General features: G+C 71.0%; 16 protein-coding genes. 5 read left to right on the top strand and 11 right to left on the bottom strand.

All coding sequences use genetic code 11. The annotated features are described in order from the left end of the window. Positions 1-54 precede the first annotated feature (54 nt). The 5 genes from NJ376_RS16195 to hemF form a co-directional block, all read right to left on the bottom strand. Positions 55-834, bottom strand: coding sequence for an SDR family NAD(P)-dependent oxidoreductase (locus NJ376_RS16195; protein ID WP_252954323.1), 780 nt, complete (start codon positions 832-834; stop codon positions 55-57). Then, positions 834-1,955, bottom strand: a complete 1,122-nt coding sequence (locus tag NJ376_RS16190) for an LLM class flavin-dependent oxidoreductase (RefSeq protein ID WP_252954322.1) — start codon at positions 1,953-1,955, stop codon at positions 834-836. Before NJ376_RS16190 ends, NJ376_RS16195 begins: the two co-directional genes overlap by 1 nt. After that, entirely contained in the window at positions 1,952-3,346 is a 1,395-nt protein-coding gene (locus NJ376_RS16185) for an amidase (protein ID WP_252954321.1), read from the bottom strand. The genes NJ376_RS16190 and NJ376_RS16185 overlap by 4 nt, the downstream gene beginning before the upstream one ends. Then, positions 3,343-4,173, bottom strand: coding sequence for a polysaccharide deacetylase family protein (locus NJ376_RS16180; protein WP_252954320.1), 831 nt, complete (start codon positions 4,171-4,173; stop codon positions 3,343-3,345). The genes NJ376_RS16185 and NJ376_RS16180 overlap by 4 nt, the downstream gene beginning before the upstream one ends. Before the next feature lie 246 nt (positions 4,174-4,419). Then, positions 4,420-5,343: an oxygen-dependent coproporphyrinogen oxidase gene (gene hemF / locus NJ376_RS16175; protein WP_370288325.1), complete on the bottom strand. Its 924-nt coding sequence runs from the start codon at positions 5,341-5,343 to the stop codon at positions 4,420-4,422. A 165-nt stretch (positions 5,344-5,508) separates the two neighbouring features. Between hemF and petA the strand changes: the two genes are divergently transcribed. Genes petA through NJ376_RS16160 form a run of 3 tightly spaced genes read left to right on the top strand, consistent with a single transcriptional unit; the run spans position 5,509 to position 8,111 of the window. After that, on the top strand, positions 5,509-6,057 hold the full coding sequence (petA, locus tag NJ376_RS16170) for a ubiquinol-cytochrome c reductase iron-sulfur subunit (protein WP_252954318.1): 549 nt from the start codon (positions 5,509-5,511) through the stop codon (positions 6,055-6,057). Between the two features lie 10 nt (positions 6,058-6,067). Beyond that, entirely contained in the window at positions 6,068-7,339 is a 1,272-nt protein-coding gene (locus tag NJ376_RS16165; RefSeq protein WP_252954317.1) for a cytochrome b, read from the top strand. Between the two features lies 1 nt (position 7,340). Next, positions 7,341-8,111 (top strand): cytochrome c1, encoded by a 771-nt coding sequence (locus NJ376_RS16160; RefSeq protein ID WP_252954316.1) that lies wholly within the window; start codon positions 7,341-7,343, stop codon positions 8,109-8,111. Between the two features lie 140 nt (positions 8,112-8,251). Here the strand turns inward: NJ376_RS16160 and NJ376_RS16155 are convergent, their stop codons facing one another. Together NJ376_RS16155 and NJ376_RS29000 are read right to left on the bottom strand one after the other, a co-directional pair. After that, complete coding sequence (locus NJ376_RS16155) at positions 8,252-8,398, bottom strand: hypothetical protein (protein WP_252954315.1); 147 nt, start codon at positions 8,396-8,398, stop codon at positions 8,252-8,254. A 176-nt stretch (positions 8,399-8,574) separates the two neighbouring features. Further along, positions 8,575-9,630 carry a glycosyltransferase family 2 protein gene (locus NJ376_RS29000; RefSeq protein ID WP_305879988.1) on the bottom strand — a complete coding sequence of 352 codons (1,056 nt, stop codon included), beginning with the start codon at positions 9,628-9,630 and terminating at the stop codon, positions 8,575-8,577. Positions 9,631-9,697: 67 nt separating this feature from the next. Here NJ376_RS29000 and NJ376_RS16145 point away from each other — a divergent pair, with 67 nt between their 5' ends. Together NJ376_RS16145 and NJ376_RS16140 are read left to right on the top strand one after the other, a co-directional pair. Beyond that, the gene (locus tag NJ376_RS16145) at positions 9,698-10,585 is read left to right on the top strand and encodes an S-methyl-5'-thioadenosine phosphorylase (protein ID WP_252954314.1); all 888 of its coding nucleotides are present in this window, start codon (positions 9,698-9,700) and stop codon (positions 10,583-10,585) included. Then, the gene (locus NJ376_RS16140; RefSeq protein ID WP_252954313.1) at positions 10,582-11,169 is read left to right on the top strand and encodes a DUF2585 domain-containing protein; all 588 of its coding nucleotides are present in this window, start codon (positions 10,582-10,584) and stop codon (positions 11,167-11,169) included. The genes NJ376_RS16145 and NJ376_RS16140 overlap by 4 nt, the downstream gene beginning before the upstream one ends. A gap of 323 nt (positions 11,170-11,492) precedes the next feature. On the opposite strand, the gene NJ376_RS16135 is transcribed toward NJ376_RS16140, so the two are convergent. The 4 genes from NJ376_RS16135 to NJ376_RS16120 form a co-directional block, all read right to left on the bottom strand. Then, the gene (locus NJ376_RS16135; RefSeq protein ID WP_252954312.1) at positions 11,493-12,086 is read right to left on the bottom strand and encodes a PEP-CTERM sorting domain-containing protein; all 594 of its coding nucleotides are present in this window, start codon (positions 12,084-12,086) and stop codon (positions 11,493-11,495) included. A gap of 341 nt (positions 12,087-12,427) precedes the next feature. Continuing rightward, the gene (locus NJ376_RS16130) at positions 12,428-13,588 is read right to left on the bottom strand and encodes an acyl-CoA dehydrogenase family protein (RefSeq protein ID WP_252954369.1); all 1,161 of its coding nucleotides are present in this window, start codon (positions 13,586-13,588) and stop codon (positions 12,428-12,430) included. A gap of 202 nt (positions 13,589-13,790) precedes the next feature. After that, entirely contained in the window at positions 13,791-15,413 is a 1,623-nt protein-coding gene (locus NJ376_RS16125) for an acyl-CoA synthetase (RefSeq protein ID WP_252954311.1), read from the bottom strand. Continuing rightward, positions 15,413-16,636 (bottom strand): phenylacetate--CoA ligase family protein, encoded by a 1,224-nt coding sequence (locus NJ376_RS16120; protein WP_252954310.1) that lies wholly within the window; start codon positions 16,634-16,636, stop codon positions 15,413-15,415. Before NJ376_RS16120 ends, NJ376_RS16125 begins: the two co-directional genes overlap by 1 nt. Between the last annotated feature and the right edge of the window lie 142 nt (positions 16,637-16,778).

Genomic DNA, 16,778 nt, shown 5'->3' with positions numbered 1-16,778 from the left:
AAAGGCCCTTCGGCCGTTGGCGTGGGGGAGTTTGAGGGGGAGCAGGGCTCCCCCTCAGGCCGCCGCCCCGTCGATCGGCAACGCCACCCCCGACACGTAGCTGGCCGCTTCCGAGAACAGGAACGCCACCACCGCCGCCACTTCCTCCGGCACGCCGGCGCGGCCCATGGGGATGCCGCCGATCATGCCGGCGCGCTCCGGCTCGGTCAGCGCCTCGAAGCGGGTGCGGATGCGGGTGCCCTGGGCGCCGAGGACGAGGCCGGGCATCACCGCATTCACCGTGATCCCCTCCTCCGCCAGATCCTTGGCCATCTGCGCCGTCATGCCGATCAGCGCCGCCTTGGAGGTGGCGTAGGGCAGCCGTCCGGTCACGGTGGTCAGCGGGCCCTTGGTGCCGCGCGCCGCGCTGGAGGAGAAGTTCACGATCCGCCCATGCTTCTGCCGCCGCATCGCCGGCAGCACGGAGCGGGAGAAGAGGAAGGCGCTCTTCAGGTTCAGGTCGATGACATGGGTCCAGGCTTCCAGGTCGATCTCATCCGCATGCCGCGCCCGCACCGGGCCGGCGCCGCCCGCCACATTGGCCAGTGCATCGATGCGGCCGAAGCGGGAGAGCGCCTCCGCCACTGCCGCTTCCACCTGGGCCTGGTCGGTGGCGTCCGTGACGCGGGTGGCCAAGCGGTCGCCGGCTTCGGGATGGGCGGCGGCCAGCGCCTCCAGCGCCTTGTCGTTGCTGTCGGTGGCCATCACCGCGTAGCCCTGCCGCAGCAGCTCCGCCACCAGCGCCCGCCCCAGCTCCCCGGCCCCGCCGGAGAGGATCGCCACCCGCTGCGCCATCACGAATCTCCCTTGAAAGGCTGGCGCAGGCCGCGCGCTTCCAGCAGGGGCATGACCCCGGCGGTGAAGCGGCGCAGCCCGTCATGGAAATCCACCCAGGTCAGCAGCGCGCCATCCAGCCCCGCCTCGGCATAGCCCTGGAGCTGCGCCGCGATGTCCTCCGCCGTGCCGAGCAGGATGGAGCCGCCGGCCCCGGCGGCGAAGCGCATGCGGAATTCCCTGGCCTTCGCCGGGTCGAGGATGCGCGTCTCCGCCGCCAGCCCGGCGGTCCATTGGTCGAGGCAGGCGGTGTCCTCGTATTCCACGGCATAGCGATGCAGATAGGCCTCGGCCTCCGCATGCGTGTCCCGCTGCACCACCGGGGCGTAGGTCCAGACCTGCACCTCCCGCCCGTATTCCTCCCGCGCCAGGCGCTTGTATTCGGCGATCTGCGGCGCGCTGTCCTCCGGGTGGTCGGATTTCAGGATGATGAAGCACATATCGGCGTGCTGCGCGGCGAAGCGCATGCCGCGGCCGGAGCCGCCGGCATTCATGATGGGCGGGCGCGGGCGCTGCAGCGGCTTCGGCATGGAGGCGCCGCGGACCACCTGGAAGAAGCGGCCGGCGAAGTCGAATTCCGCCTCCTCCCGCCACAGCCGCTCCACCAGCAGCAGCCATTCCTCCAGATGGTCGTAGCGCTCATCGTGCTCGCGCAGCGGGGCGCCGAACATCTCCAGCTCCGGCCGGTTCCAGCCGCCGACGACGTTCAGCCCGAAGCGGCCGCCGGAGATGATGTCGATGGTGGCGCCCATCTTCGCCGCGACGATGGGATGGATGGTGGGGGCGTGGGAGGTGGCGAAGATGGCGGCGTGCCGCGTCGCCTGGGCGATGCCGGCGGCGAAGGTGAAGGGGTCCAGCACCACGCCGCTCGGGTGGTCCGGCGGCAGGGCGCCGTAGCCCTTCCAGCGGGCATAGGCGACGATCGCCTCGAAGCCGGCGGCGTCCGCCAGCTGCGCCGTCTCCACCGCCGCCTGCCAGGTGGGGCGGTAGGCTTCCGGCACCAGCGTCTGGGCGCCGCCCTTGCCGTTGGTGCCGAAGATGCCGAGCTTGAGGCGATTGCCGCCGCCCAGCAGCGGGTTCACGCCACCACCACCGGCGGCACATGCTGCGCCAGCCAGGCGGCGAGGCCGGTGAGCGGCGCATCCGCATGCGGCTGGCCCATCACCTGCACCCCCACCGGCAGCCCGCCCACCGCCATCAGCGGCACGGTGATGGCCGGGGCGCCGAGCACGGAGCTGGGCGCGTTGAAGGCCGGCAGGCCGGTGGTGTGGGTGATGCCGCTGTCCTTCGCCTGGTTGTCGGCGCGCGGCGCCGGGCCGACCGAGGAGAGGCTGATGACGCCATCCGCCAGCCCGCCGATGGCGGCGAAGGCGCGGCGGGCGAGCTCCCGCTGCAGCAGCACGGCGCGGTAGTCGTCCAGCGTCATCTCCCGCGCCAGGACCAGGCGGGAATAGATGCTGTCGCTCAAGCCCTCGCGGTGCTTGGCGGCCAGGTTCTCCAGCGTCCAGCGCTGCTCGAAGCCGCAGACGTCGCGGCAGATCTCGAGCGAGCGGCCGATGGCCTGCTCGAAGGCCTCGATCAGCGGGCTGTCCCGGCGCGTCAGGATCTCGACGCCGGCGTCGCGCAGCCGGCCGAGCAAGGTCTCGAAGCCGCCAAGCGTCGCGCTGTCCAGCAGCTTCCAGCCCTCGCTCTCCATCAGCACCAGGCGCTGCGGCTTCGCCGGCGGGCGTGGGAGGGGCTCGCCGAACAGGCCGGGATGGCCGGGATCGCCGCCGGCGCGCTGGGAGATCTCCCAGGCCACCTGCCACATGTCGCGCTGGCTGCCGGCATGGACGCCGAAATGGCTCTGGGAGAAGCCCTGGCGTTCGCCCCGGTTCAGCGCGCCATAGGTCGGCTTGATGGCGTGGTTGGCGCAGAAGCCGGCGGGGCGGATAATGGAACCCACCACCTGGGTGCCGATGGCGGCCGGCACCATGCCGGCGCCGATGACGGCGGCCGAGCCCGAGGAGGAGCCGCCCGGGGTATGCGCCGGGTGGAAGGGGTTGGTGGTCGGGCCGGGATGCGACATGCCGAGCTCGGTCGTCACCGTCTTGCCGAGGATGACGGCGCCGGCCTGGCGCAGCGCCTGGATGGCGGCGCTGTCCGTGCCCGGATTGTAGCCCTTGTAGAGCGGGCTGCCCATTTCGGTCGGCATGTCCTGCGTCAGGATCAAATCCTTGATGCCGATCGGCATGCCGTCGATGGGGGAGAGCGGCCGGCCCTCCCTGTACCGTGCCGTGGCGGCATCGGCGGCGGCGCGGGCGCCCTCGACGTTCAGCGTGACCCAGGCGCGGACCACCGGCTCCTTCGCCTCGATCACGCCGAGGCAGCGTTCCAGATAGGCGCGGGGCGTGTCCCTGCCGTCGCGGAAGCCGGGCACCGCGTCGTGGAAGGTCAGGGGGCGGAAGCCCGTGGGATCGTAGCTGCCGCTCATACCGTCACCTCATGCGCTGCGGACCAGGCCTCGGCCACCTCGGCCCCGGTGGCGAACCATACCCCTGGGAAGGTCCGGATCCAGGCGATCAACTGCCGCAGCAGGGCGATGCGGCTGGGACGGCCGGAGATCTGGGGGTGGAAGACGATGTCGTAGAGCCCGCCCCAGCGATGGATCTCCCGGAACTCCTCCTGCCAGACCTCCAGCATGTGGGAGTTGGGGAAGATCGGGCGGGGGCTGGCCACCGAGAACAGGGCATAGGGCGCGTCGTCCAGGCTCCAGTGCCAGGGCAGCTCGATGGGGCCGCGGGAGCCATCCGCCAGGGTGTGGCGGTAGGGGTTGATGTCGTCGAGCAGCGAGCTGTCGTAGAGGAAGCCGTGCTGCGTCAGCAGGCGGAAGAGGTTCTCGCTGACCTCGCCGGCCGGCGACCGGTAGCCCTTCGGCACCACGCCGAGGCGGCTCTTCAGCGCCGCCAGCCCCTTCTCCATCTCCTCCGTCTCATGCTCCGGGCTGTCCGCGACCCAGCGATGGGAATAGGAGTGATGGCCGATCTCATGCCCGGCCTGCAGGATGGCCTCGCAGGGGGCGGGGTGGTTCTCGGCGGTCCAGCCGGGGATGAAGAAGGTGGCCTTGAGGCCGGCCTCCTCCAGCGTCTCCAGGATCTTCGGCACGCCGACCTTGGCGCCGTAGCGGCCCTGGCTGAGCACGCCGGGACGATGCGCGTCCTTCGGGTCGCGGGCGGTCCAGAGGGTCTCGGCGTCGAAATCGAAGGTCAGCATGACGGCGCATTGGGCACCGTTCGGCCAATTGATCCGCTTGTCCACCATGCCGCCTCCGGAGCTGTTCGCAACATGGCGCCATGGTGCGGGGCGGGTGTCAAAGTGGGTGCCGAGCGGGGCGCCGCCCCTCTCGGGCTCTCCCCGCCGGGGACCGGACCGGTCCCCGGACCCCGGTCTGAGTCTCAATCGCCATCCGAAGCCCTCCGGGCGGCGATAACTCAAGGGTTCCAAGGGCCCTTCGGCCCTTGGCGAGGGGGAGCTCGAGGGGGAGCGGCGCTCCCCCTCAACACCCGGCTAGGGCCACTTGGCCTCCGGCGGCATGGACATCAGGATGGCGTCCACATTGCCGCCGGTTTTCAGGCCGAACAGCGTCCCCCGGTCGTGCAGCAGGTTGAACTCCACATAGCGGCCGCGGCGGATGAGCTGGTGTTCCCGTTCCGCCTCCGTCCAGGGCTCGTGCATCCGGTCGCGGATGATGGCGGGGTACACCTCCAGGAAGGCCCGGCCGACATCCTGGACGAAGGCGAAGTCGTTCTCGATCCCCTGCCCCGGCGTCCGGTCCCCCAGCCAGTCGAAGAAGATGCCGCCGAGGCCGCGCGCCTCGCCCCGGTGCGGCAGGTAGAAATACTCGTCGCACCAGGTCTTGAAGCGGGGGTAGTAGCCGGGGTCGTGCCGGTCGCAGGCGGCCTGGAAGGCGGCGTGGAAGCGGGCGGCATCGGCCAGCGACTCGGGCGCCGTCAGGTTCATCGGCGTGATGTCCCCACCGCCGCCGAACCAGGGCCGGCTGGTGACCAGGAAGCGGGTGTTGAAATGCGCCGCCGGCACGCGGGGGCTGCGCATATGCGCCACCAGGGAGATGCCGGTGGCGAAGAAGCGGGGATCGGCCTCCGCCCCCGGGATCTGCTTGCGGAAATCCGGAGAGAACTCGCCATGCACGGTGGAGACGTTCACCCCCACCTTCTCGAAGACCCGGCCGCGCATCAGGCCGATGACGCCGCCGCCGCCTTGGGGGCGGGTCCAGGGCATCCGTTCGAACCGCCCGGGCGGCAGGGCGGCATGCGCGCCCGAATCGAGCGAATCCTCGATCGCCTCGAAGGCGGCGCAGATGCGGTCCCGCAGGCTCTCGAACCAGGCGCGGGCGGGGGCGGCATAGGGGTGGTCGGCGGGGGTAATCGTGTCGGGCAAGCCATCCTCCTGCTTTGCCGATCCTGATTGCATCCCGGGCGGATTGCCACCCTGCGGAGCGTGGCTTTATATGCGCCGCGGCGCCGCGGGATGGCGCAGGGCCATGCGTGCCCTTGCCGCCCCGCCGCCGCACCACCTTCGGCCCGCCCATCCCCGCCAGGGGGATGGGCCCAGGCCGCGACCCAGGGACGATGAGGCATGGCCGAAAGTATGGCGCATACGGCGCCGCAGGACGGCGAAACCCGCAGGGACTTCCTGCAGTTGGTGACCGGCGCCTTCGCCGCGGTCGGGGTCGGCGCGGTGGTCTGGCCCTTCATCAGCTCGATGAACCCGGCGCGGGACGTGCTGGCGCTTTCGACCACCGAGGTGGATCTGAGCCCCATCGCCACCGGCTCTGCCGTCACCGTCATGTGGCGCGGCAAGCCGGTCTTCGTCCGCAACCGCACCGCGGAGGAGATCAAGGAGGCCCGCGACGTCCCGCTCTCCGAGCTGCGGGACCCGGCCACCGACCAGTCCCGGGTGAAGAAGGACAATTGGCTGATCCTGGTCGGCGTCTGCACCCATCTCGGCTGCGTGCCGCTGGGCCAGAAGCCAACCGACCCGCGCGGCGACTACGGTGGCTGGTTCTGCCCCTGCCATGGCAGCCACTACGACACCTCCGGCCGCATCCGGAAGGGTCCGGCGCCGGCCAACCTGCTGGTGCCCGACTACACCTTCACCTCCGACACGCAGATCCGGGTCGGCTGAGGAGCACCCCATGGCAAGCGGCCTGCACAACAGCGACGTCGCCAATCCGGTCCTGCGCTGGATCGACGCGCGCCTTCCCGTCATCTCAATGATGCAGAAGGAGTACGGGACCTTCCCGACTCCCCGGAATTTCAACTACTTCTGGAATTTCGGCGCCCTCGCGATGGTCAATCTGCTGATCATGATCGCGACCGGCATCTTCCTCTCGATGCACTACACCGCGCATGTGAGCATGGCCTTCGACAGCGTCGAGCGGATCATGCGCGACGTGAATTACGGCTGGCTGCTGCGCTACGTGCACGCCAACGGCGCCTCGATGTTCTTCATCGTGGTCTATGTGCATATCTGGCGCGGCCTCTACTACGGGTCCTACAAGGCGCCGCGCGAGCTGCTCTGGATGCTCGGCGTGGTGATCTTCCTGCTGATGATGGCCACCGCCTTCATGGGCTACGTGCTGCCCTGGGGCCAGATGTCCTTCTGGGGCGCCACCGTCATCACCAACCTGTTCAGCGCCTTCCCGCTGGTGGGCGAGCATATCGTCACCTGGCTGTGGGGCGGGTTCAGCGTGGACAACCCGACGCTCAACCGCTTCTTCAGCCTGCACTACCTGCTGCCCTTCGTGATCTTCGGCGTGGTCTTCCTGCACGTGGCCGCGCTGCACATCACCGGCTCCAACAACCCGCTCGGCATCGACCCAAAGGGGCCGCAGGACACCCTGCCCTTCCATCCCTACTACACCGCGAAGGACAGCGTCGGCCTGGTGGTGTACTTCATCGTCTTCGCCGTGCTGGTGTTCTTCTTCCCGAACATGCTGGGCCACCCGGACAACTACATCCCGGCCAACCCGCTGGTGACGCCGCCGCACATCGTGCCGGAATGGTACTTCCTGCCCTTCTACGCCATCCTGCGCGCGGTCCCGAACAAGCTCGGCGGCGTGCTGATGATGTTCGGCTCGATCGCCGTCCTGTTCGTCCTGCCCTGGCTGGACACCTCTCCGGTGCGGTCGATGCGCTTCCGGCCGCTGGCGCGCATCGCGCTGCTGATCTGGCTGGTGGCCTTCCTCACCCTGCTCTACTGCGGCGGCAAGCCGCCGGACGAGCCCTTCGTGACGATCGCCCGGATCGCCACGCTCTACTACTTCGCCTACTTCCTGGTGATCCTGCCGCTGCTCGGGCGGCTGGAGCGGCCGCTGCCGCTGCCGGAGAGCATCGCCCGTCCCGTGCTGCGCGGCGGTGGGCCGCTGCCGGCCGGGGCCATGAGCAAGCCGATGGAGAAGGCCTGACATGCGCCGCCTGACCAGCCTCAAGGCCTTCTTCCTCGCCGCCGGCCTGCTCGCCGGCGGCCCGGCCCTCGCCGCCGGGGAAGGGGTGGAGGTCCCGAACACCCGCTTCTCCTTCGACGGGATCTTCGGCCATTTCGACCGCGCCTCGGCGCAGCGGGGCTTCCAGGTCTACAAGGAGGTCTGCGCCAACTGCCATTCCATGCACCTGATGTCCTACCGCAACCTGCGCGAGCTCGGCCTCTCGGATGCCGAGGTGCGGGCCATCGCGGCGACGGTGCAGGTGCAGGACGGGCCGAATGACGAGGGCGAGATGTTCGAGCGGCCGGGCCGGCCCTCGGACCGCTTCCGCAGCCCCTTCGCGAATGAGCGGGCGGCACGGGCGGCGAATAATGGCGCGCTGCCGCCGGATCTCTCCGTCATCGTCAAGGCGCGGGAGAATGGCGCGGACTACATCCACGCCCTGCTGACCGGCTATGCCGAGCCGCCGGCCGGCGTGACCCTGATGCCGGGGATGAACTACAACAAGTACTTCCCGGGCCATCAGATCGCCATGGCGCCGCCCCTGACCGGCGAGGGCCAGGTGGAGTTCCATGACGGCACCAAGGCGACCGTCGATCAGATGGTGAACGATGTGGTGCAGTTCCTCGCCTGGACGGCCGAGCCGGAGCTGGAGCAGCGCAAGGCGATGGGCGTGAAGATCATCGTCTTCCTGGTCATCCTGGCGGGCCTGGCCTACAGCGTGAAGCGCAAGGTCTGGGCTGACGTGCACTGACCCCCGCCGCGCGGGGGAATGGCGGCCGCCCCGGCCCCGTTCGCCCGCGTGACGAGGAGCGGTCCTGGCCCCTGGATGTCTGGAAGCGGCCGCCCCGGTGGGCGGCCGTTTCGCGTTTCGGCGCGGCGCGGCGGTGCGCCTCAGTTCCGCGGCGGCGCGTCCAGGCCGGGCGGCGGCAGGGCGGTGCCGCGTTCGATGCGGTCGCCGGCCGGGGATGGCCCGACGGCACCGCAGGCGGCCAGGGCGATGCCCAGGATCAGCAGGCAGAGAGCGAGAGAGCGGGGCATCGGGACTCCTTTTCCCGGCAGGATGCCTTGCCCTTGCCGCTGCCGCCACCCTGGCTGCCCCGGCCGGCTAGGCCACCCAAGGCCGGAAGGTCGCCTTCGACGGCAGCGCGCTGCGCAGCGTCTGCGCGCCGCAGACGGCGAAAGCAGGCCCCCGCCGGCCGACGGGATGGCAGCGCTCAGCCCGGGCGGCGCAGCGCGCGCAATAGGCCGATGGCCGCGGCGGCCGTCACCTCCCCTGCCCCTGGCCGGAACCCCGCCGCCAGCGCCGGCGCCGCCGGCCAGTGCCGCAGCAGCCAGGGCTGGCCGGACCGCGCCGCCGCCCGCACCACGCGCCACCAGAGCCGGCCGGCCGCCTGCGTCACCGCGGCGCGATCCGCCGGCGCCAGCCCGGCCGCGAACCCTGCCAGCAGCGCTTCCAGCACCTCCCCCAGCGCCAGCAGGGTCGTGGCCTCCCGCACCGGCTTGCGGTCGGAGAGGTGGCGCACCGCCAGCCGCGCCGCTGCCTCCGCCCCCTCCCCCAGCCAGGGACGATAGGCGGCCGCCAGCACCGCCGCCGCCCGTGCGGTCAGCGCCGCCGCCGCCGCGTGGGTGGTGTTGGTGGCGTGCCAGCGATAGGTCGTCAGCACCTCCGCCAGCCGCCCCGGCTCCCCCGCCGCCAGCAGGCGGTGATAGAGGTCGAAATCATCCGCATACTCCGCCTCCGGCCGCAGGAAGACGGTCAGACGCCGCAGCGCCGCCATGCGGAACATCATGGATGACCAGGTGAAGGGGTTGTCCACCAGCAGCGCCCAGCGCAGCAGCAGCGGCGTCCGCCCCGGCGGCGCCTCCGCCTCTCGCCGCCGGCCATCCGCCGCCATGATCTCCACCGCGGTGCCGAGGAAGGCGATCTCCGGATGCGCCTCCAGATGCGCCAGCTGCCGCGCCAGCCGCGCCGGATGCGCCAGATCGTCATGGTCCAGCACCGCCAGATACTCTCCCCGACAGGCGGCGAAGCCATGGTTGCGGGCGCCGACGATGCCGAGGTTGCGCCCCGGCCGCAGCACGCGCAGCCGCGGATCGCCGATCCCCGCCAGGATCTCCGCCGTGCCGTCGGTGGAGCCGTCATCCACCACCACCAGCTCGAAGTCCGGACAGCTCTGGCCGAGGATGCTGGCGATGCTGGCCCGGATGCTCGCGGCGCCGTTCCAGGTGGTCATCAGCACGCTGACCCGTGGCGCCGCGTCCCCCTGCATCCTCGCCTCCTGCTGCATCGGGGCCATATCTGCTCTAGAAGCACCCCGATCGTCGCAGGAGCATGCCATGCCAGAGCTTATCGAACCCGTCATCGGCCTGATCGGCGGCTCCGGCCTCTACGACATCGACGGCCTCGAGGAGCGGGAATGGCGCCGCGTCTTCACCCCCTGGGGCGAGCCCTCGGATGAGCTGCTCTTCGGCCGGCTGGCCGGGGTGCGCTGCGTCTTCCTGCCGCGCCACGGCCGCGGCCATCCGACGCCGCCCTCCGCCCTGAACTACCGCGCCAATATCGACGCGCTGAAGCGCGCCGGCGTCACCGAGATCCTCTCCCTCTCCGCCGTCGGCTCGCTGCGGGAGGATCTCCCGCCCGGCCATTTCGTCATCGTGGACCAGTTCATCGACCGCACCTTCGCCCGGGAGAAGAGCTTCTTCGGCACGGGCTGTGTCGCGCATGTCTCGGTCGCCCATCCGGTCTGCCCGCGGCTCGGCGATGCGCTGGAGGGCGCGGCCAGGGGGCTCGGCCTGCCGGTGACGCGGGGCGGCACCTATCTCGTCATGGAGGGCCCGCAATTCTCCACCAAGGCGGAGAGCGAGCTGTACCGGCAGTGGGGCTGCAGCGTCATCGGCATGACCAACATGCCGGAGGCGAAGCTCGCCCGGGAGGCGGAGCTCTGCTACGCGACGGTCGCCATGGTGACCGACTTCGATTGCTGGCACCCCGACCATGACCATGTGACGGTGGACCAGGTGGTGAAGGTGCTGCTCGGCAATGCCGACAAGGCGAAGGCACTGGTGAAGGCGGTGGTGCCGGAGCTGGGCAAGCCACGCGGCCTTTGCCCCGCCGGCTGCGACCGGGCGCTGGACCATGCCATCATCACCGCGCCGGAGAAGCGCGACCCGGCGCTGCTGCAGAAGCTGGATGCGGTGGCCGGGCGGGTGCTGCGCGCGGCGTGAGGCGCTGGCGGGGCCCCGCGGCTATCCTGCGGCACCGGCTGCGCTACCTCTTCCCCGGCCTGCTGCTGCTGGCCGCCGCGGCGCGGCTGGAGCGCGCCATGGGCCGGCCGGCCATCTGCCGCTGCGGCACGGTGAAGCTGTGGGAAGGCGATGCGCTGGGGCCGGAGAATTCCCAGCACATCGCGGATTGGTACACGCCCTCCCACATCGTCCATGGGCTGCTCTTCTACGCCGCGCTCTCCTGGCTGGCGCCGCGGCTCTCCCTCGGTGCGCGGGCGCTCATCGCGCTCGGCGTCGAGATCGCCTGGGAGCTGGTGGAGAACAGCCCCTGGGTGATCGAGCGCTACCGCGCGGGGACTATCGCCCAGGGCTATGAGGGCGACAGCGTGCTGAACTCCGTCTTCGACATGCTGTTCACCCTGGCCGGCTTCGCGCTGGCGGCGCGGCTGCCCGTCCGGGCCGCGGTGGCGCTGGCTGTGGGGCTGGAGCTGCTGGCGCTGGTGGCGATCCGTGACAACCTGACGCTGAACGTGCTGATGCTGCTCTGGCCCGTACAGGCGGTGAAGGAGTGGCAGGCGGGCTAGAGCAGATCGCCGTAGGGCGGCATCGCCCGAAGGCGTGAATCTGCTCTGCAAACAAAGGCGTAGATCGCTTTCGGTGCCCGCATGTAAACCGAAAACGCTCTAGGCCAACAACGGCCGGCCCAGTGACGTCACCGGTCGGATGTCCTGCTGCGGAAGGGAAGGCGCCGGAGGCCATTCTGGCCTCCTGCCTGCAGGATGCGCCGCATCTCCGGCGCGGTGCCGCATGCCGGCGCCGCCAGCTCGGTTGCGTCGAGGGCGCCCGGCCAGTGCGGCCCTGCAGCCGACCGCGCGAGGCCACGCCATGACGACGCTCGTCCCTGGCTTCAGTCGGCGCTGGACAGCGCCGGCCCGGTGGCGGCCGGCCTCCGCCAGCGGCTGCCGACGCCGAGGGCGAGCAGGCCGGCGCCCAGCAGGGCGAGCGAGGCTGGCTCCGGCACGCTGACCCGCTCGGCGAAGCCGGTCAGCGTGGAGCTGGAGAACAGGACATCCGCGTTGGTCTGGCCCCCCTGCCCCAGAACCTGGAGCGTCACGTCGAGCAGGCCCGTCTGCTGCAGCGCCACGATGATGCTGCCGGCCAGGGTGCCGAGGTCGAAGTTGAAGGTCTGGCCGGGGTTCGAAACGTTGTTGGCGAAGGCGAGGAAGCTGCCGAGGTTGAAGCGCACCTCGACGCGTTCGCCCCCGCCCTGATCCTGCAGGACGATGGCCAGCTTGGCCTCCGCGATGGTGTCGGTGACGATGTCGATGCTGTCATTGATGTTGTGCGTGTAGCTGAAGGGCGTGCCCTGCACGATCAGATGGCCATGCGGCCCGCCGCTGATGGTGTCCGCGAAGGGGATGATGTCCGCGGCGCTCGGCGTGGCGATTGCTGCGACGGCGGCAAAGAGCCCTGCCGCGAGCCAGTTGGTACAAGACTTCATGATGTTCTCCTCGCGATCCGGTGGCATGTCGCCACCGCGGGGAGAGGAGCAATTCTGATACCAGATCCTAAATTACTGTAGTTATGCCTCGCCTCCCCGTGAGAAGGTCGAGGTGTAATTTTTCCCGACTTCTTCTAATATTATCACGAATCCGCGAGTATTGTCCCGGCAAGGCATTGCGAGGACGGATTCTGGCGGCGGCGCCCGCCGCTGCCCCGCTGGCTGTCATGCGCAACCCCGCCACGGCCTGGGCGCCGCCGATCATGCGCAGCGCCTGGGGCGGCCCAGCGTCACGGCCGTCTCTGCGCCGCGCGGGCCATCTCGTGCAGCCGCGTGGCGCCCTACCAGCCCGGATCGCTCGGCCGCAGGCCAAGCAGCACCTTGCCCGCGCTCTCGAAATACTGCGGCAGCGCGGCGCCGTGCTGCACCACCACATGCAGGTCGCGGAAGGCGCGCTCCAGCGGCAGGCTGGCATAGATGGCATTGGTCCCGGCGACGTGGAACAGCTTGTCCACCGCCCGCACCGATTCATGCATGGCGTGGGTGATGGCCAGCCGCGCCTGGGCGATCTCGGCATCGCCCGGGTCCCGCCCTTCGCTCACCACCGCCCAGAGCCGGCCGATGGCGGCAACCACATAGGCCCGCGCCGCCTGCACGATCGCCTCCGCCTCCCCCAGCCGGGCCTGCACCGCGGGACGGTCACGCAGGAGCTGGGTGTTCATGGTGGAGGCTTCGCTGCCGGCCAGCGCCATCAGTGCCTCGATGGCACCGCGGGCGATGCCAAGGGCATTGGCGGCGGAGACGGTCCAGGTGACGCATTGCCAGGCGCGCGGGTGGTAGAGTGGCGTGGTCAGCGCCGGCGGCGCATCCGACGGGGTACTGAGATGCGCGGGGACGAAGACATCCTCCACCGCGACATCCTGGCTGCCGGTGCCGCGCATGCCCATCACATGCCAGGTGTCGATCACCGTGACCTGCGCCTTCGGAATCCAGAGGGCGCGAAGCTGCGGCTTGCCGGCGGCGGTCAGGCGCGGCGCCTCGCCCGCCATCTCGGTGCAGGTGGCGTAGAGCCAGCGCGCATGGTCGATGCCGCTGGCGAAATTCCAGCGGCCGGTGACGCGATACCCGCCCGGCACCGCGACGGCGCGGCCGCCGGAGCGGGCGGAGCCGGCGCCGCGGTAATCGGCGGGCGTGCCGGCCAGCTCCCGCCCCGCCTCCAGCGGCAGGCGGGCGACGTTCAGCGACATGGCGGCGGCCAGCATGAGGCACCAGCCGACCGAGCCATCGGCGCGGGAGATCTCCTCCACCACCTCGAAGGCCTCGAGCGGCGCGAGCTCCGGCCCGCCCAGGGCGCGGGGGAGATAGAGTTGGAAGAGGCCGGCCTCGGTCAGGGCCTGGGCCAGGTCGGGCGGGCAGCGGCGGAGGCGCTCGGCCTCGGGCGCGGCGGCGCGGACCAGGGGGGCGAGGCGCCGCGCGGCGGCCAGCAAGGAAGATGAGTGCATCTCGGCCACGCCGTGTTCCCCCCCGCGGTTTTCCGCATTCTGCACCGATTTCGGCGTGGGGCGAGTCCGGGGGCTCCGCCCCCGGAGCCCCGGCAGGAGGCGCTGCCTCCTGCACCTCCGCCGGGGGGTGGACCACCCCCCGGACCCCGGTGCGAGTCTGCCGGTTCAGCCTGCCGACTCACACCGGGGGCCGGCGGGGGTTTCAGGGGGCAGCGCCCCCCGAGAATTGCCGCCGCAGCGCCCCACGCATGATCTTGCCCGTCGCGGTCAGCGGCAGCGCCTCCACGAACTCCACCCGACGCGGATAGGCATGGCCGGCGACGCGCTGCCGCACATGCGCCTGCAGCTCGGCCGCCAGCGCCGCATCCGGCACGATGCCAGGCTTCGGCACGATGATTGCGGTGACGATTTCCGTCCGCAGCGCGTCAGGCAGGCCGATCACCGCCGCCATCGCCACCGCCGGGTGCGCCGTCAGGCAATCCTCGATCTCCCCCGGGCCGATGCGGTAGCCGGCGGAGGTGATGACATCGTCATCCCGGCCGAGGAAGCGGAGATAGCCATCCTCCTCCAGCACCGCCTGGTCGCCGGTGAGGAGCCAGTCGCCGATGAACTTCGCCGCGGTGGCCTCCGGATTGTTCCAATAGCCGAGGAACATCACCGGGTCCGGGCGGCGGATGGCGACGGTGCCGGCCTCGCCCGGCGGCAGGGGGCGGCCGGCGGCGTCGAGCACCGCCACCGCATGCCCCGGCACGGGACGGCCCATGCGGCCAGGGCGGATGGGCATGAGCGTCGAGCAATTGCTGACGACCAAATTGCATTCCGTCTGGCCGTAGAATTCGTTGATGGCGCAGCCGAAGGTGGCGCGCCCCCAATCCAGCAGCTCCGCCCCCAGCGTCTCCCCGCCGCTGCCGATGCTGCGCAGCCGCAGCCCGGGGGCCGGCGGGGCGCCGCGCAGTAGCTTCAGCGCGGTGGGCGGCAGGAAGGCGTTGCGCACGCCGTGCTCCGCCATCAGGCGGAAGGCGAAATCGGGGTCGAATTTTGCCATGCGATGCGCCAGCACCGGCACGCCATGGAACAGGCTGGGCAGCAGCACGTCCAGCAACCCGCCGATCCAGGCCCAGTCGGCCGGTGTCCAGAACAGGTCGCCGGGCTTGGGGAACAGCTCCTGCGGCATCTCCACCCCCGGCAGATGACCGAGCAGCACGCGATGCGCATGCAGGGCCCCCTTCGGCGCGCCGGTGGTGCCGGAGGTGTAGATGATGAGCGCCGGGTCGTCGGCCGCGGTATCCACCGGGGTGAAGGCGTCGCTGGCGCAGGCCATCAGGCCGTGCAGGTCCAGCGCGCCCTCCGCCGCGCCATCGGCGGAGAGAATGAGGCGCAGCGCCGGCAGGCGGGCGCGGATGGCGGCCAGCTTGGCGAGGCCGGTGGCGTCCGTGACGAGGGCGGCGGCGCCGCAATCCCGCAGCCGGTATTCCAGCGCATCCTCGCCGAAGAGCTGGAAGAGCGGCACGGCGATGGCGCCGAGCTTGTAGGCGGCGAGATGCGCGATGGCGGCTTCCGGCACCTGCGGCAACAGCACGCCGATGCGGTCCCCGCGCGCGATGCCCTGGGCGCGCAGCGCATTGGCGAGGCGGTTGGAGGCGGCTTTCAGCGCGTCGAAGCTCAGTGGCTCCAGCCGGCCATCGGCGCGGAGATGCAGCAGGGCCAGGCGGTTGCTGCCATCCGCCCAGGCATCGCAGCAGGCCACGCCGATATTGAAGCGCGACGGGATCTGCCAGCGGAAGGCGGCGCGGACGGAATCGTAGCTGTCGCCGGCGGGCAGCATCAGGCGGCGACCGGGCGGGTGTCGTCGATGACCTTGCCGTCATTCGGCAGGCTGCCGGGCGGGACGAGCTCCACCACGCCGCGCAGGCGCGTGACGGATTGCAGGGCGAGGCCGAGGCGTTCCACCAGCGCTTCATCCGCCGCGGCGGCCTCGGCGCGCAGCGTCATGGTGTCGCGCTCGCCCTCCAGGGCGATGACGAGGCGGGCCTTGGTGACGCCGGAGACGGCGCGCAGCAGCTCCGCCACCTGCTCCGGCCGGACGAACATGCCGCGCACCTTCGCCGCCTGGTCGGCGCGGCCCATCCAGCCGCGGATGCGCCGGTTGGTGCGGCCGCAGGGCGAGGTGCCGGGGAGGATGGCGGAGAGGTCGCCGGTGGCGAAGCGGATGAGCGGATGGACGGGGTTGAGGGTGGTGACGACCACCTCCCCCACCTCCCCATCGGGCACCGGCTCCCCGGTGCCGGGCCGGACGATTTCGAGGATGATGCTCTCGTCGAGGATGAGGCCCTCGCGCGCCTCGCTCTCATAGGCGATGAGGCCGAGATCGGCGGTGCCGTAGCTTTGCAGCACCGTCAGCCCGCGCGCCGCATACCATTCCCGCAGGCTGGGCAGGTAGGCGCCGCCGGTGACATGGCCGAGCCTGAGCGAGGAGAGGTCGAGGCCGAGCTCGTCGCCCTTCTCCAGGACGGTCTTCAGGAAATCCGGCGTGCCGCTGTAGCAGCGCGGGCGAAGCTGGGCGGCGGCGCGGGCCTGGGCCTCCGTATTGCCGGTGCCGGCGGGGAAGACCGGGCAGCCAAGCGCGCGGGCGCCGCCTTCCAGCATGCTGCCGGCCGGGGTGAAGTGGTAGGCGAAGCAATTATGCAGCAGCTCGCCGCCGCGGAGGCCGGTGGCGAAGAGGGCGCGGGCATAGCGCCAGTAATCCGGGCCGGCGCCCTCCGGCTCGTGCAGCGGGCCCGGGGAGGCGAAGACGCGCGCCAGCGAGGCGAAGGGCGCGGCGACGACGCCGCCGAAGGGCGGATCGCTGGCCTGCCGGGCGATGAGGGCAGATTTGCGGGTGACGGGCAGCATGGCGAGCGGCGTGGTGGGATCGGCATCCGCCAGCAGGCGCGCATAGTGCGGCGTGCTCGCCTTGGCATGCGCGACCTGGCGCGGCAGCGCGGCGGCGAGGGCGGCGTCGCGTTCGTCGGCGCTGCGGGTTTCCAGGGCGTCGAAGTATTCACCCATGACAACCTCCCTCCGAGAGGGGCGCCGCCCCTCTCGGGCTCACCCCGCCAAAGGCCGAAGGGCCTTTGGAAACCATGAGTTTGGAGCGCGCAGGTGCAGCCTGCCGACTCAGGGGTTCCAAGGGCCTTCCGGCCCTTGGCAG

The organism is Siccirubricoccus soli, assembly GCF_024178315.1.
GTDB classification, from domain to species: Bacteria; Pseudomonadota; Alphaproteobacteria; order Acetobacterales; family Acetobacteraceae; genus Siccirubricoccus; species Siccirubricoccus soli.
Note: the sequence above shows the minus strand (reverse complement) of the source record. Positions and strands in the feature narration are given on the sequence as shown.

Excerpts from the sequence above, each read along its gene's own strand:
- NJ376_RS16195 (WP_252954323.1), bottom strand. The coding sequence starts at position 834 with ATGGCGCAGCGGGTGGCGATCCTCTCCGGCGGGGCCGGGGAGCTGGGG.
- NJ376_RS16185 (WP_252954321.1), bottom strand. The coding sequence starts at position 3,346 with ATGAGCGGCAGCTACGATCCCACGGGCTTCCGCCCCCTGACCTTCCAC.
- NJ376_RS16180 (WP_252954320.1), bottom strand. The coding sequence starts at position 4,173 with ATGGTGGACAAGCGGATCAATTGGCCGAACGGTGCCCAATGCGCCGTC.
- hemF (WP_370288325.1), bottom strand. The coding sequence starts at position 5,343 with ATGCAATCAGGATCGGCAAAGCAGGAGGATGGCTTGCCCGACACGATT.
- petA (WP_252954318.1), top strand. The coding sequence starts at position 5,509 with ATGGCCGAAAGTATGGCGCATACGGCGCCGCAGGACGGCGAAACCCGC.
- NJ376_RS16165 (WP_252954317.1), top strand. The coding sequence starts at position 6,068 with ATGGCAAGCGGCCTGCACAACAGCGACGTCGCCAATCCGGTCCTGCGC.
- NJ376_RS16160 (WP_252954316.1), top strand. The coding sequence starts at position 7,341 with ATGCGCCGCCTGACCAGCCTCAAGGCCTTCTTCCTCGCCGCCGGCCTG.
- NJ376_RS16155 (WP_252954315.1), bottom strand. The coding sequence starts at position 8,398 with ATGCCCCGCTCTCTCGCTCTCTGCCTGCTGATCCTGGGCATCGCCCTG.
- NJ376_RS29000 (WP_305879988.1), bottom strand. The coding sequence starts at position 9,630 with ATGCAGGGGGACGCGGCGCCACGGGTCAGCGTGCTGATGACCACCTGG.
- NJ376_RS16145 (WP_252954314.1), top strand. The coding sequence starts at position 9,698 with ATGCCAGAGCTTATCGAACCCGTCATCGGCCTGATCGGCGGCTCCGGC.
- NJ376_RS16135 (WP_252954312.1), bottom strand. The coding sequence starts at position 12,086 with ATGAAGTCTTGTACCAACTGGCTCGCGGCAGGGCTCTTTGCCGCCGTC.
- NJ376_RS16130 (WP_252954369.1), bottom strand. The coding sequence starts at position 13,588 with ATGCACTCATCTTCCTTGCTGGCCGCCGCGCGGCGCCTCGCCCCCCTG.
- NJ376_RS16125 (WP_252954311.1), bottom strand. The coding sequence starts at position 15,413 with ATGCTGCCCGCCGGCGACAGCTACGATTCCGTCCGCGCCGCCTTCCGC.
- NJ376_RS16120 (WP_252954310.1), bottom strand. The coding sequence starts at position 16,636 with ATGGGTGAATACTTCGACGCCCTGGAAACCCGCAGCGCCGACGAACGC.